The organism is Thioclava sp. (assembly GCF_048263065.1).
Lineage (GTDB): Bacteria > Pseudomonadota > Alphaproteobacteria > Rhodobacterales > Rhodobacteraceae > Thioclava.
Genome location: NZ_JBLXEM010000002.1, coordinates 322521 through 336500, shown reverse-complemented (window position 1 = coordinate 336500; position 13980 = coordinate 322521). Strand labels below are relative to the sequence as shown.

At 60.4% G+C, this 13980-nt stretch carries 11 protein-coding genes; 9 read left to right on the top strand and 2 right to left on the bottom strand.

Going from position 1 to position 13980, the window contains the following annotated elements; translation table 11 throughout:
- Positions 1 to 198: 198 nt before the first annotated feature.
- The gene (locus ACN0SD_RS04760; RefSeq protein WP_417807075.1) at positions 199 to 1632 is read right to left on the bottom strand and encodes an aldehyde dehydrogenase family protein; all 1434 of its coding nucleotides are present in this window, start codon (positions 1630 to 1632) and stop codon (positions 199 to 201) included.
- 301 nt (positions 1633 to 1933) lie between these two features.
- Here ACN0SD_RS04760 and ACN0SD_RS04755 point away from each other — a divergent pair, with 301 nt between their 5' ends.
- The 5 genes from ACN0SD_RS04755 (at position 1934) to ACN0SD_RS04735 (ending at position 5846) form a co-directional block, all read left to right on the top strand.
- Positions 1934 to 3082 carry an acyl-CoA dehydrogenase family protein gene (locus tag ACN0SD_RS04755; protein WP_417807074.1) on the top strand — a complete coding sequence of 383 codons (1149 nt, stop codon included), beginning with the start codon at positions 1934 to 1936 and terminating at the stop codon, positions 3080 to 3082.
- Entirely contained in the window at positions 3079 to 4125 is a 1047-nt protein-coding gene (locus ACN0SD_RS04750; protein ID WP_417807073.1) for an enoyl-CoA hydratase/isomerase family protein, read from the top strand. The genes ACN0SD_RS04755 and ACN0SD_RS04750 overlap by 4 nt, the downstream gene beginning before the upstream one ends.
- Positions 4122 to 4994 (top strand): 3-hydroxyisobutyrate dehydrogenase, encoded by an 873-nt coding sequence (mmsB, locus tag ACN0SD_RS04745; RefSeq protein ID WP_417807072.1) that lies wholly within the window; start codon positions 4122 to 4124, stop codon positions 4992 to 4994. The genes ACN0SD_RS04750 and mmsB overlap by 4 nt, the downstream gene beginning before the upstream one ends.
- Positions 4995 to 5104: 110 nt before the next feature.
- Positions 5105 to 5302 (top strand): DUF2892 domain-containing protein, encoded by a 198-nt coding sequence (locus ACN0SD_RS04740; protein WP_417807071.1) that lies wholly within the window; start codon positions 5105 to 5107, stop codon positions 5300 to 5302.
- 121 nt (positions 5303 to 5423) lie between these two features.
- Positions 5424 to 5846: a hypothetical protein gene (locus ACN0SD_RS04735; RefSeq protein ID WP_417807070.1), complete on the top strand. Its 423-nt coding sequence runs from the start codon at positions 5424 to 5426 to the stop codon at positions 5844 to 5846.
- A gap of 15 nt (positions 5847 to 5861) precedes the next feature.
- Here the strand turns inward: ACN0SD_RS04735 and uvrA are convergent, their stop codons facing one another.
- Positions 5862 to 8729, bottom strand: coding sequence for an excinuclease ABC subunit UvrA (gene uvrA, locus ACN0SD_RS04730; RefSeq protein WP_417807069.1), 2868 nt, complete (start codon positions 8727 to 8729; stop codon positions 5862 to 5864).
- Between the two features lie 285 nt (positions 8730 to 9014).
- Between uvrA and ACN0SD_RS04725 the strand changes: the two genes are divergently transcribed.
- The 4 genes from ACN0SD_RS04725 to ACN0SD_RS04710 all read left to right on the top strand — a co-directional run bounded on the left by ACN0SD_RS04725 (position 9015) and on the right by ACN0SD_RS04710 (position 13966).
- Positions 9015 to 9380 carry a rhodanese-like domain-containing protein gene (locus tag ACN0SD_RS04725; RefSeq protein ID WP_417807068.1) on the top strand — a complete coding sequence of 122 codons (366 nt, stop codon included), beginning with the start codon at positions 9015 to 9017 and terminating at the stop codon, positions 9378 to 9380.
- A 161-nt stretch (positions 9381 to 9541) separates the two neighbouring features.
- On the top strand, positions 9542 to 12055 hold the full coding sequence (locus tag ACN0SD_RS04720) for a cation:proton antiporter (protein ID WP_417807193.1): 2514 nt from the start codon (positions 9542 to 9544) through the stop codon (positions 12053 to 12055).
- 154 nt (positions 12056 to 12209) lie between these two features.
- Complete coding sequence (locus tag ACN0SD_RS04715; RefSeq protein WP_417807067.1) at positions 12210 to 13193, top strand: NAD(P)-dependent oxidoreductase; 984 nt, start codon at positions 12210 to 12212, stop codon at positions 13191 to 13193.
- A gap of 5 nt (positions 13194 to 13198) precedes the next feature.
- Positions 13199 to 13966 (top strand): class II aldolase and adducin N-terminal domain-containing protein, encoded by a 768-nt coding sequence (locus tag ACN0SD_RS04710; protein ID WP_417807066.1) that lies wholly within the window; start codon positions 13199 to 13201, stop codon positions 13964 to 13966.
- Positions 13967 to 13980: the final 14 nt, after the last annotated feature.

The following is a 13980-nucleotide window of genomic DNA, read 5'->3' as shown; positions in this document are numbered from 1 at the left end:
CCTGACAATGAAACCTCTCTTCAAGGCTCATCTTAGGGCAAGTGCTGATTTATCCCTGTGATTACACGCATTTGTGCAGATCTGCGATTGGTCGTGACGAAACCAAATTGTGATTTCAAGGTGAGGGGACGACCGCGAAATCGATTCCTCTGGCTCAATGCGCAAGAAAATTTTCTGCCCCAACGTAAGGTTAACGCCCTAACGCCCCAGCACACGCGCCATCACGCGCACCAGCCGTTTGCATGTACCACGATAGGGCGGCATCAAGGGCGCAATCGGGGCAAAGCGGTTTTCGAGAACCGATTTTTCGTAGCTGAACGCCTTGAACCCCCAAATCCCGTGCGCTGCCCCCAGTCCGGAATTGCCAATTCCGCCAAAAGGCAAGTTGAGATGCAGGAAATGCATCAAGGTCAGGTTGACCCCCAACGCCCCAGAGATTGACGATTGCGCGACCTTGTCGATTGCCGCGCGGTCGCGTTCAAATAGATAAAGCGCCAGCGGGCGCGGGCCGGATTCGATGCGCGCAAGCACGCCGTCAAGGTCGCCAAACGGGATCACCGGCAGGATCGGGCCGAAGATCTCGTCGCGCTCGACATCCATCTGCGCATCGGTGCCCATCAAGACCGTGGGCGCGATATAGCGGCTGTCTGCATCACTATCCCCGCCCGTCAGCTTGCGCGCGCCGCCGGTTTCAGCCTGCGCGATCATCCCTGAGAGACGTTCAAAATGGCCGGGGTTGATAATGCGGGCGAAATCGCGCGAGGCGGCTTGGGCAGCCTCATCGCGGCCATACATTTTGGCAATCGCAGCCTTTAGTTCAGCCAGAAACCGCGCCTCGACGGATTTCGCGACAAAGACATGATCGGGGGCGATGCAGGTCTGCCCGGCATTAGCAAATTTACCCCAAGCAATGATGCGCGCGGCGCGTTTCAGATCGGCCCCCGCGCCCACAATCACCGGCGATTTGCCCCCCAGCTCAAGCGTGACCGAGGTCAGATGCTTGGCCGCCTGCCCCATCACGATCTTGCCGACGCGCGGAGAGCCGGTGAAGAAGATATGATCGAAGGGCAGTTCCAGCAGCGCCTCGCTAACCTCGACCCCGCCCTCACAGACTCTGACAAGATCTTCGGGCAGCGCCTCGGCCACGATCTGCGACACCGCGGCAGCACTGGCGGGTGCGAGTTCCGAGGGTTTGATCACCGCCGCACAGCCCGCAGCAAGCGCCGATACCAGCGGCCCCAAGGCCAGATTCACCGGGTAGTTCCAAGGCGAGATAATCAGCGCCACGCCCTTGGGTTGGGGCAGGATGCGCGCACGCGTGCCAAAGGACGCCAGCGTCGCAGGCGCGCGGCGCGCACGCATCCAGCGTTTGAGGTGGCGCAACGTATGCGAGATTTCGGCCTGAACGGGCATGATCTCGGTCAGGCGCACCTCGGTTTCGGGTTTGTCAAAATCCTGCGCCAAAGCGGCAATGATCGGCCCCTCAAACTCACGCAGGGTCTTGCGCAAGGAGATCAACGCCGCACGCCGTTCGTTATAGCCAAACTGCGCGCGCCGCTCGGCATTGCCCATATTGAGGCGCGAAAATATCTTGTACAATTGCGCCTGATGGGCCTGCGTTTCAGCGTCCATACTCACTCCTTGGATCCTGCACGACGGTGGCTCATTTGTAGTGATTTCAACGCTTTCCAGATCGGTTGCGCCCACGCTAACAGTGCGCAGGCACGACCTCAAGGCGCATCATTGCCTTGCACGATCTCGTTATTTCTGCACCGCAATCTACGCAAATCTGCATGTGCTGTGCGAAAATACCCATACTATTCTGCGCGATTAGGTGCTTGCCCGACACCGCACACACTTGCAAAACTTGTGCAAGAATCGGAGATTAAATAAACGAGCGTTCAATTTATCCAAGTCTCTGGGGAGGAATGTCATGGATTTCGCACTTAGCGAGGAGCAACAGGCCATTTTCGATATGGCTTACGGCTTTGGTCAGGATGAGATCGCCCCACATGCCCGCGATTGGGAATCTCAGGGCACGATCCCCAAAGATCTATGGCCGAAAGTGGCTGCTTTGGGATTGGGCGGAGTCTATGTCAGTGAGGAATACGGCGGCTCTGGGCTGTCGCGCCTTGATGCGACGCTGGTCTTTGAGGCGCTCGCGATGGCCTGCCCGGCCGTGGGTTCGTTCCTGTCGATCCACAACATGTGCGGCGGCATGATCGACAAATTCGGCACTGAGGAAAACAAGGCGCGCTGGCTGCCCGACCTGTGCTCGATGGAGAAAATCTATTCCTACTGCCTGACCGAGCCGGGATCGGGATCAGACGCCGCCGCCCTGCGCACAAGCGCGAAACGCACAGACGCAGGCTGGGTGGTGAACGGCACCAAGGCGTTCATCTCGGGCGGGGGCTATTCTGACGTCTACATCGCAATGGTGCGTAGCGGCGAGACCGGCCCCAAGGGGATTTCCACCGTCATCGTGGAGGACGGCACCAAGGGGCTCAGTTTCGGTGCGCTTGAGGACAAGATGGGCTGGCGCGCACAGCCCACCGCGCAGGTGCAGTTCGACGATTGCGAAATTCCCGCCGTCAATCTGCTGGGCGAGGAAGGACGCGGTTTCACCTATGCGATGGCGGGGCTGGATGGCGGGCGGCTGAATATCGCGGCCTCGGCCCTTGGGGGCGCGCAGGCCGCGCTAAGCCAGACGCTGAACTACATGGGCGAGCGCAAAGCCTTTGGCAAATCGCTGGATCAATTTCAGGCGCTTCAATTCCGCTTGGCCGAGATGGAGGTCAAACTGCAATCGGCGCGCATCTTCCTGCGTCAAGCCGCGTGGAAGCTGGATCACAAGACACCTGATGCGACGAAATTCTGCGCCATGGCAAAGATGTATGTCACCGATGTCGCCTTTGACGTAGCCAACCAATGCCTGCAACTGCATGGCGGTTACGGCTATCTCGCCGATTACGGGATCGAAAAGATCGTGCGCGATCTGCGGGTGCATCAGATCCTTGAGGGCACCAATGAAATCATGCGCCTGATCGTCTCGCGCCAGATGCTGGCGGAGCGTGGTCAATGAGCGACGCAACCATGATCGCGCGCATCGAGGGGCGTGCAGGCCGGCTGACCTTCAACCGCGAAGGCGCGCTCAATGCGCTTGATCACGATATGGCGCTGGCGATTGAAACCGCGCTGGATAGCTGGCGCGATGACGCGTCGGTCGATCTGGTGATCATCGACGCGCACGGCGATCGCGCGTTTTGCGCCGGTGGCGATATTGCCGCCGTTTACCGCGCAGGCATCGAGGGCGATTATGCGCCGGGGCGTGATTTCTGGCGCGATGAATACCGCATGAACGCCAAGATCGCGGAATATCCCAAGCCCATCGTGGCCTTTATGCAGGGCTTTGTGATGGGCGGCGGGGTTGGCGTGGGCGGTCACGCCAGCCACCGGATTGTGGGCGAGAGCACGCAGGTCTCAATGCCCGAAAGCGGGATCGGCCTGATCCCCGATGTGGGCGGCACGTTGCTGCTGGCACGCGCCCCCGGTCATGTGGGCGAGTATCTGGGGCTGACGGGAACGCGGATGGTCGCGGCGGATGCGCTTTATGCGGGCTTTGCCGATCTGTTCGTGCCCGAAGCTGAGTGGGAAGACGCCAAGGACCGCCTAATCAAGACCGGCAACATTGACACGCTGCCAATGGCGCGCACTCCGCCTGCCCCCGGCACGCTCGCTGATCTGCGCGCCGATATCGACCGGATTTTCTGGGCCGAAGATCTGGCCGCGATTGTTGCCAAACTGGAAACGGCAGGCTCGGATTTCGCGACGCGCACGTTGAAAACGCTCTATCGCAACTCGCCGCTGTCGATGGCGGCCACCTTGCGGCTGGTGCGCATGACGCGCGCCAACCCTACGATCCGCGCCGCTCTGGAACACGAGTTCCGCTTTACCTGGCGCGCCGCCGAGATGGGGGATTTTCTCGAAGGGGTGCGCGCACAGATCATCGACAAGGATCGCGACCCGCACTGGAAACACACATTGGCATCGCTGCCGCCCGAAGATGTGGCAGCCATGCTTGAACCGCTGGGCCCCAATTGGGCCATCTGGGAGGAGAAACCATGAAAATTGCATTTATCGGACTCGGTAATATGGGTGGGCCGATGGCCACCAATCTGCTGGCCGCGGGCCATGAGGTCGTGGGGTTCGATCTCAGCGCTCCGATGCCCGAGGGCGTGACGCGCGCCGACAGTGCTGCTGCTGCCGCCAAACAGGGCGACGTCGTCATCACCATGCTGCCCAATGGCGCGATCCTGCGCGATGTGGCCGCCGAGGTGATCCCGGCGATGCAAGCAGGCGCTGTGTTCTGCGACTGCTCTACCGTCGATGTTGACAGCGCGCGCGCAGTGGCCGAGATGGCCGCCAAGCGCGGCCTCGGTGCGCTGGATGCACCGGTTTCCGGCGGCACGGGCGGGGCCACTAACGGCACTCTGACCTTCATGGTCGGGGGCGATGATGCGGCATTCGCCACGGTCAAGCCGCTGTTTGACATCATGGGCCAAAAGGCCGTGCATTGCGGCGCAGCGGGTGCAGGCCAATCGGCCAAGATCTGCAACAACATGATCCTTGGCGTGACGATGATCGCCACCTGCGAGGCCTTTGCGCTGGCTGACAAGCTGGGGCTGGACCGGGCGAAAATGTTTGACGTGGTGTCCACCTCGTCGGGGCAAAGCTGGAGCATGAACACCTATTGCCCCGCCCCCGGTGTGGGCCCGCAAACCCCGGCAGATAACGATTACAAACCGGGTTTTGCCGCCGAGTTGATGCTTAAGGATCTGCGACTCAGCCAGCAAGCCGCCGAAAGCGCGGATGCCGACACGCCGATGGGCCAGCTTGCGGCTGCGCTTTATGCCGCGTTTGTCGAGGCAGAAGGCGGCAAGGGGCGCGATTTCTCGGCCATGCTGCCCCGGTTTGAAAAACGCTCGCGCAAATAACGCTATCGCCCTGAGGGGAAACGCCGCAGCCCGCAAGTAATCCTTGCGGGCTGCGTATGCATATCTATATGCAAGTTGTAAGGGAGCGATCAATCCGAAAGGGATTCAGTATGTTCAAAAACAATGTTGGCGGTATTGACCGCATCGTGCGCATCGTGGTGGGTCTCGCGCTTATCCTGTGCTTCTTCCTGTTTCCGGCAGCGTCCTATCGCTGGCTGTTCCTGATTGGAATCATTCCGCTGGTCACTGGTTTGCTGGGCACTTGCGCGCTATATTCGATCTTCGGGATCAAAACCTGCAAGCGCTGATTGTTACGGCGATCTAAACCCAAACCCGTCAAAGGCCGCAGCGCTTTTGGCGGGTTTTTCTTGCGCCGCGGCGATGACTGGCGTTCTTGACCGACTTGGCGGGGCTGGCTAACACAGTGGCATGAAACACGTCGTGCTTGCCCTGCCCCTGACCACCTTGGCTCTGATCGCGCTGACGCATGCGGCTTGCGCGCAATCCAGCACGCCCGAGGTCATGCGCGCGGGCAAACGCCCTGCCCCCGAAAGCGCGCAAACCAAGCCAGATGAACCCGAGTGCAAGACGCTCACCTCTGGAAGCACCTTCTGCAAGGTCACCGAGAACGGCGTGTCGCGCTGGGTGTTGCAAGGCAAGCTGCGCGCTGACTACGAAGTCGGAGACACTTTTCCCATCTATAAGCACTCGATGCTGATGGATCTGCGCCGCTACAAACTGCCCCCGGTGACCGGGCCTTGGCGCTACTATATCGTGCGCGGCATGATTTACCGCGTTGATAGCAAAAGCAAAAAAGTCACGAAAGTGGTCGGGCCGACCTATGCCCGCTAGCAGTTGTGGCGCGCGCTATTGCGCCGCCACCTTCGCCCCCAACATTGGCGCCAGATACTGCCCGGTATAGCTGCGCGGGTTTTGCGCAACCTCTTCGGGGGTGCCGGTCGCGACGATCTCACCGCCGCCATCGCCACCTTCGGGGCCAATGTCGATGATGTAATCGGCGGTCTTGATCACATCGAGATTGTGCTCGATCACCACCACCGTATTGCCCTGCTCGACCAGCGAATGCAGCACCTCGAGCAGCTTGCGCACATCCTCGAAATGCAGCCCCGTCGTAGGCTCATCCAAGATATACAACGTCCGCCCCGTGGCGCGTTTGGACAGCTCTTTGGACAGCTTCACACGCTGCGCCTCACCGCCCGACAGCGTCGTCGCCTGCTGGCCGACCTTGATATAGCCAAGGCCCACCTCCATCAGCGCATCCATCTTTTCGCGGATGCTGGGCACGGCCTTGAAGAACTCTTGCGCATCCTCGACTGTCATATCAAGAACGTCTGCTATGCTTTTGCCTTTAAACAGAATTTCTAAAGTCTCGCGATTGTAACGCTTGCCTTTGCAGGTCTCACATTCGACGTAAACATCGGGCAAAAAGTGCATCTCGATCTTGATCACGCCATCGCCCTGACAAGCCTCGCAGCGCCCACCCTTGACGTTAAAGCTGAACCGCCCCGGCTTGTAACCGCGCGCTTTGGCCTCAGGGAGGCCCGCAAACCAGTCGCGGATCGGGGTGAAGGCCCCCGTGTAAGTGGCTGGATTCGAACGCGGAGTCCGCCCGATGGCGCGCTGATCAATGTCGATCACCTTATCGAGATGCTCCAACCCTTTGATGGTGTCGCAGGGTGCAGGAGTTTGGCGCGCACCATTCAACCGCATTGAAGCTGTCTTGAACAGCGTCTCGATAGTTAGCGTCGATTTCCCGCCCCCCGAAACACCCGTCACGCAGACAAATTTCCCAAGCGGAAAATCGACCGTAAGATCCTTGAGGTTATTCCCGCAAGCCCCTACAACCGTTACCTTTTTCTTGTTTCCTTTGCGCCGGCTCAAAGGCACCGCAATCTCGCGCGTGCCCGACAGGTATTGCCCCGTGATCGAGGCCGGATCGGCGGCAATTTCATCGGGCGTACCGCGCGCGATGATCTGCCCGCCATGCACCCCCGCGCCGGGACCGATATCAAAGACGTAATCGGCATGGCGGATTGCGTCTTCGTCATGCTCGACCACGATCACCGTATTGCCTTGATCGCGCAGGTTTTTCAGCGTTTGCAACAGGCGGTCATTGTCGCGCTGATGCAGCCCGATTGAGGGTTCATCGAGCACATAAAGCACCCCGGTCAGCCCCGACCCGATCTGACTTGCCAAGCGGATACGCTGGCTTTCCCCGCCCGAAAGCGTGCCCGCCGCGCGGCTCATCGTGAGGTAATCCAGACCGACATTTACAAGGAATCCAAGACGTTCGCGAATTTCCTTAAGGATTGCGGCGGCGATTTCGTTCTTTTGCTTGGACAGTTGGCCGGGCACGCCGGCCGCCCAGTCATGCGCCTCGCGGATCGACATTTCCACGACCTGACCGACATGCAAGCCGCCAATTTTCACCGCCAGCGCCTCGGGGCGCAGACGGTAGCCGCCGCAGGTGTGACAGGGGCGATTGTTCTGATAACGCTCCATCTCTTCGCGCGACCACGCGCTATCGGTTTCACGGTAGCGGCGCTGCATGTTGGGGATGATGCCCTCAAAGCTGCGCGACACCTCATAGACACGCCCGCCCTCGTCAAAGCGGAACTTGATCTCGTCCTCGCCGGACCCGTGCAGGAACAGGTTTTGCACCTTTTCCGGCAGGTCTTTCCAAGGCGTCTTACGATCGAACCCGTAATGTTTGGACAAGGATTCAATGGTTTGCGTGTAGTAAGGCGATTTTGAGCGCGCCCAAGGCGCCAATGCCCCGCCTGCCACACTCAGCGTCACATCGGGCACCACGAGGCGTTCGTCAAAGAACAGCTCAACCCCCAGCCCGTCACAGGCCGGACACGCCCCGAACGGCGCGTTGAACGAGAACAGCCGCGGCTCGATTTCAGGAATCGTAAAGCCCGACACCGGACAGGCGAAGTTTTCCGAGAAGGTCACGCGCTCGGGCTCGGTTCCCTCTTCGGCCTCACGCGGGGCGCTTTCGAAAATCGCGATGCCATCGGCCAGATCAAGCGCGGTGCGGAAGCTATCGGCCAGCCGCGTCTCCATCCCCTCGCGCACAACGACGCGATCCACCACCACATCGATATTGTGGCGGAATTTCTTGTCCAGCGTCGGCGGGTCTTCCAGCTCGTAAAACGCGCCATTCACCTTGACGCGCTGAAAGCCCTGCTTGCGTAATTCAATGAATTCCTTGCGATATTCGCCTTTGCGGTCGCGCACGATCGGCGCAAGCAGGTAGCCGCGCGTGCCCTCCTCCATCGCCATGATGATATCGACCATGTCCTGCACCTGCTGGGCCTCAATCGGCTCGCCGGTGGCGGGGGAATAGGGCGTGCCTGCGCGCGCAAATAGCAGGCGCATATAGTCGTAAATCTCGGTGACCGTGCCCACGGTCGAGCGCGGGTTCTTGCTGGTGGTCTTTTGTTCAATCGAAATCGCGGGCGACAGGCCCGAGATATGATCGACATCGGGTTTGCCCATCATATCAAGGAATTGGCGCGCATAGGCCGACAGGCTTTCGACATAGCGACGCTGCCCTTCGGCGTAGATCGTATCAAACGCGAGGCTCGATTTTCCCGATCCCGACAGCCCCGTAATCACCACGAACTGATCGCGCGGAATATCAAGATTGATATTCTTGAGGTTGTGTTCGCGCGCGCCGCGCACTTCGATGAACTTCTGCTCAGCCATTCAAGCCCCCGGGGTTTCCTGCTCCTAGATAGGGGTTGGCGGGCGAGTCTCCAATGGAAAAACGCGAACGAAGCGCGAACTTTGGCTCTTTCTCGCCTCTTTGATCGTCCTGCGCGCGCCGCAGCGGTTCAAATCCCGCTCAAATTTCCGGCACTTTCGCGACAAATTCGTAGTTTTGAATGTATTTTTTCCCGATGCCACCTTAAACCCCCTTGAATGCGTGGCGTGATCTGCCACATCAGGCAGGACCGGGCTGCGGCCCCAGAGATGACAAGAGGTATCGAGATGTTCAACTTCCTTCGCCCGTCGGGCAACCAAGTCGGCAAGATCGACCCGAAATCCGCCGTAGCCCAAGCCAAATCGGGCGAACTGGTGGTGATCGATGTGCGCGAGGGCATGGAGGTCAAAAGCTCGGGTAAGGCCAAAGGCGCGCTGCATATCCCGCTAGCGACCTTGAAAATGAAATGCGACCCGTCCAGCCCGGAAAAACACCCCGATCTAGACACTTCCAAGCCGGTCGCACTCTATTGCGCCTCGGGCGCGCGATCAGCCGGGGCGGCGCAGATGCTTGCGCAGATGGGCTATGAAACGGTCTACAATATCGGTGGCCTTTACGATTGGCACGCCGCTGGCGGCGAAGTCGAACGCTAAGCACACCGCAGCACACACAGCCTAAAAAGGGGCCAATCTCGGCCCCTTTCTTGCACCCAGTTTCCTGAGCAATTGATCGTGCGCCCTGACGCGCGCCCCGCCAAGGCAAAACATCCAAACTTAGGCGATGCATAGCGCGGTCTTTGTGCTATTTCCCCCTTATGGACATCGTCGTCGTCATCACCGTTATCGCGTCACTCTTCGTCGTGATCGCCGCAGCCGAGCCGCTCGCGGCGCGTTTACGCCTGCCCTATAGCGTGATCCTCGCCATGGTGGGCGTGCTGATCGGCATGGGCGCGATCTTTTTTCTGCGCACGGATCTGACCGACGCGCTTAACCCCGTGGCCGAGGCAATCGTCGGCCTTCCGATCCGCTCGAACGTCTTTTTGTACGTCTTCCTGCCAACGCTGCTGTTTCAGGCCACTCTGGGGATGAACCTGCGCCGGATGCTGGATGACTGGGTGCCGATTCTGGTGCTCGCGGTCGTGGCGGTGGTGGTGGCGACTGTCAGCGTGGGCTACGCGCTGTCATGGGTCAGCGCGCTGCCGCTCGCGGCGTGTCTGCTGATCGGGGCCATCGTATCCACCACCGATCCGTCCGCCGTGGTGTCGATCTTTCGCTCGATCTCAGCCCCGCGCAGGCTGGCGCGCATAATTGAGGGCGAAAGCCTGTTGAATGATGCCGCCGCCATCGCGATTTTCGGTCTGTTCATGAGCTTTGTGATGCTGGGCGTGCCCGATCCCAGTTTCAGCGATGCGCTGGCCCGTTTTCCCGTTTTGATCGCGGGCGGGGCATTTGCGGGATGGCTGGCGGCGCGGATTGCGGTCTGGCTCATGGCGCTGTTTGGCCGGTTCGAGTTGGCGCAGCTTTCGATCTCGGTCGCGCTGCCCTATCTTGCCTATATCGGGGCCGAGCAAAGCATCGGGGCCTCGGGGGTGATTGCGGTCGTCGCAGCGGGTCTGACGCTGAACCTGACCGCGCCGGGGCGTTTACCACCCCAATCTTGGGTGAACCTGCGCGAGCTGTGGGATGTGCTGGCCCATTGGGCGGGTGCGTTGATCTTTATCCTCGCCGCTCTGCTGATCCCGCGGCTTCTAGAAGAGGTGCGGCTGTCGGATTTCGTCCTGGTCGGTGTGGTGGTTCTTGCCGCCATCGCGGCGCGGGCGGTTATTCTATTCGCGCTGCTGCCGCTTTTGACGTTGCTCAAACTCTCGCCCGCGATTGAACGCCCCTATCGCGTCGCGATACTGTGGGGTGGCTTGCGCGGGGCGGTGACGCTGGCACTGGCGCTTGCGGTCACCGAAAGCTTTCGTGTGCCGCCCGAAACCAAGCGTCTTGTTGGCATCCTCGCCACCGGCTTCACGCTGTTTACACTAATCGTGCAGGGGACCACGCTACGCTCGGTGATCGGCTGGCTGGGCCTCAACCGGCTCTCCCCGATTGACGAGGCGCTCTCGCGCCAAGTCGTCGCCGTGGCGCTACAAACCGTGCGCGAAGACGTGGCGCGCACTGCTGAAAATTATGACCTCAGCCCCAATATCGTGCGCTCCGAGGCCAAGCGCTTTGGCAAGCGACTGGATGGGGCTGTGAAGGGGGCCGAGGACAGCGCCGATATTCTGGATCGCGACCGCGTCACATTGGGGCTGATCGCGCTGGCTGGCCACGAGCGCGACACCATCCTTGCCCGCCTGAAAGAGCGCACGATCTCCTCGCGCATGGCCGAACAAATCCTGTCAGATGCGGATCGCCTGATTGAGGGCGCGCGCAGCGGCGGGCGCAGCGGATACCAGCGCGCGGCGCGCAAAAGCGTCGCCTATGGCCGGGCGTTTCGCGGCGCGGATCTGGCGCATCGCCGGCTTGGCCTGTCCAGCCCGCTGGCGCGCATGACCGCAGACCGCTTTGAACATCTTTTGGCGCAGCGCTTAATCCTGCGCGACCTCGGCTCATTCATTCGGGGCCGGATTTTGCGCATCCACGGTCGACGCGTAGCCGACCTGCTGCAAGAGCTGCTGTCGCGGCGCATCGAGGCGGTGGAAACTGCGCTGGAGGGGTTACGCCTGCAATATCCGGGCTATGCCGAGGAACTCGAACGCCGTTTCATCCGCCGCACCGCCCTGCGCCTTGAGGAACGCGAATACACTGCCATGCGCGAGGATGAGCTGATCGGGGCCGAGGTCTACACCGCCCTGATGCAGCAACTTGCGACGCGGCGTGCCAAAGCCGAGCAACGCCCGACCCTTGATATCGCCTTGCAGCGTGTCGAGCTGGTCCGACAGTTCTCCTTGTTCGCAGATCTCGACACGGTGGCGTTGAAACGGTTGGCGCGCGCGCTTCGGACGCGACACGTCAATGCGGGCGACAGTATCATCCGCAAGGACAGTGCCGCCAAAAGCGTGTTTTTCATCGCCTCGGGCGCTGTTGAACTAGAGGTTGCGGGCCAGACATGGCGACTGGGTCGGGGCGAGATGTTCGGCCAGATGGCGATCTTAATGAACAAAACGCGCCGCACCGAGGTGCGCGCAATTGCGCCCTCAACGCTGTTGGTTCTGGATGAGACGCGCTTTCGCCGCCTACTCAACCGCAGCAAAGCCCTGCAAGAGGCGGTGCGCGCAAGTGCGCAAAAACGCGGGATTGTTCTGTCTGCTCTCAGTCCCGAGCTTGCGAAAAAACCCTGATTTCGGGGCCAGATTGCGCGCGCCCAATCCGCGGCAACTCCCGCCTGTCAACGGAACCGCCCCCAATGGGTAAAATGCCATTGCTTTACTGGCTCTGCGATCTGCCTCAGCCTTACGAGAATATTTTACCTACGGCAAAAGGGCGCATCCTCAGATGAAAATCGGCTTTATCGGACTTGGCAATGTTGGCGGAAAACTTGCGGGCAGCCTACTGCGCAACGGTTTCGATCTCAGCGTGCATGATCTCAACGCGGGCCTTGTTGCCAAGTTTGTCGCCCTTGGTGCCAAATCCAGCAGCACCCCGCTGGCGATGATGCGCGATTGCGATGCGGTGATCACCTGCCTGCCCTCGCCTGCGGCCTCGGCGGCGGTGGTCGAGGAAATGCTGCCCGCCGTTGATTCCAGCAAGATCTGGATGGAGATGTCCACCACCGACGAAGCCGAGGTCAAACGGCTGGCGACCCTCGTCAAGGACCGTGGTGGTGCGGCGATGGAATGTCCGGTGTCGGGCGGCTGCCATCGCGCCGATACTGGCAATATCTCGATCTTTGCGGGTTGTGATCGCGCGACGTTTGAGCGGATGCTGCCCACGCTGACCACGCTTGGTCGGCGCGTGCTGCATACTGGCGACATTGGCACGGCCTCGGTTTTGAAAGTCATGACGAACTATCTGGCGACCGCCAATCTGCTGACATGCTGTGAGGCGTTGGTGACGATGAAAGCCGCCGGGGTGGATTTGAACACGACCTATGAGGCGATGAAAATTTCGTCTGGCACGTCCTTTGTGCACGAGACCGAAAGCCAGCTAATCCTGAACGGCTCGCGCGATGTGTCTTTCACGATGGACCTTGTGAAAAAGGATATCGGCCTGTTCCAGAAGATCGCCGATCAGGCAGGTGTGCCGCTGGAAATCAGCCCGCTGATGGTTGAGATTTTCAATGATGGCATCGCGCGCTTTGGCGAACGCGAACTGTCGCCCAACATCATCCGCCGTCTCGAAGAGGCTACGGGGCTCGACATCACCGCCCCCGGTTTCCCGTCGGAACTGTTTGACGACGAACCCGAAGAAGCGGGCTATGAGGTGATCCCGACAGGGCGCGCAGCCCCCGCCACCAAACCCGCCATGGCCGGGGAGTAGGCGCGATGGTAGACGCATCCTCAATCCCGCCCACACGCGCCAACCTTAACCATTGGACCGAACGCGCCGATCTGGCCGCAACCTTTCGCTGGGCGGCACGGCTGAACATGCATGAGGCGGTGGCGAACCATTTCAGCCTTGCGGTGAACGCATCCGGCACCGAGTTCCTGATCAACCCCAACCAGATGCATTTTTCGCGCATCAAGGCGTCGGATTTGCTGCTTCTGGATGCCGACAATACAGACGCGCTAGAGGCCGCGAATGCGCCTGATCCGACCGCGTGGGGGCTGCATGCCGCGATCCACCGGACCTGCCCGCATGCGCGCTGCGTGATGCATACGCATTCGATCTGGTCCACCGTTCTGGCCTGTCTTGCCGATAGCACCCTGCCCCCGATCGACCAGAATACGGCGACGTTTTACAACCGCTATGTGGTGGATGACGCCTTTGGCGGACTGGCCTTTGAGGAAGAAGGGCTGCGCTGCGCCGCGATGCTGTCGGACCCGGCCAAAAAGGTGATGATCATGGGCAATCACGGCGTTCTCGTGGTCGGCAAAAGCGTCGCCGACACCTGGAACCGGCTGTTTTATTTCGAACGTGCCGCGGAGACCTATATCCGCGCGCTGCAAACCGGCGAGCCGCTGCGCATTCTCAGCCCCGAGATCGCCGAGAAAACCGCAACGGAACTTGATGACTACCCCGGCCAAGCCGAGGCGCATCTGGGCGAGCTGCGCGCCATTCTGGATGCTGAAAACAACCCCTACGCCACCTAACCCACCTGTCTTTT

Excerpts from the sequence above, each read along its gene's own strand:
- ACN0SD_RS04755 (WP_417807074.1), top strand. The coding sequence starts at position 1,934 with ATGGATTTCGCACTTAGCGAGGAGCAACAGGCCATTTTCGATATGGCT.
- ACN0SD_RS04750 (WP_417807073.1), top strand. The coding sequence starts at position 3,079 with ATGAGCGACGCAACCATGATCGCGCGCATCGAGGGGCGTGCAGGCCGG.
- ACN0SD_RS04725 (WP_417807068.1), top strand. The coding sequence starts at position 9,015 with ATGTTCAACTTCCTTCGCCCGTCGGGCAACCAAGTCGGCAAGATCGAC.
- ACN0SD_RS04740 (WP_417807071.1), top strand. The coding sequence starts at position 5,105 with ATGTTCAAAAACAATGTTGGCGGTATTGACCGCATCGTGCGCATCGTG.
- mmsB (WP_417807072.1), top strand. The coding sequence starts at position 4,122 with ATGAAAATTGCATTTATCGGACTCGGTAATATGGGTGGGCCGATGGCC.
- ACN0SD_RS04710 (WP_417807066.1), top strand. The coding sequence starts at position 13,199 with ATGGTAGACGCATCCTCAATCCCGCCCACACGCGCCAACCTTAACCAT.
- ACN0SD_RS04720 (WP_417807193.1), top strand. The coding sequence starts at position 9,542 with ATGGACATCGTCGTCGTCATCACCGTTATCGCGTCACTCTTCGTCGTG.
- ACN0SD_RS04715 (WP_417807067.1), top strand. The coding sequence starts at position 12,210 with ATGAAAATCGGCTTTATCGGACTTGGCAATGTTGGCGGAAAACTTGCG.
- uvrA (WP_417807069.1), bottom strand. The coding sequence starts at position 8,729 with ATGGCTGAGCAGAAGTTCATCGAAGTGCGCGGCGCGCGCGAACACAAC.
- ACN0SD_RS04760 (WP_417807075.1), bottom strand. The coding sequence starts at position 1,632 with ATGGACGCTGAAACGCAGGCCCATCAGGCGCAATTGTACAAGATATTT.
- ACN0SD_RS04735 (WP_417807070.1), top strand. The coding sequence starts at position 5,424 with ATGAAACACGTCGTGCTTGCCCTGCCCCTGACCACCTTGGCTCTGATC.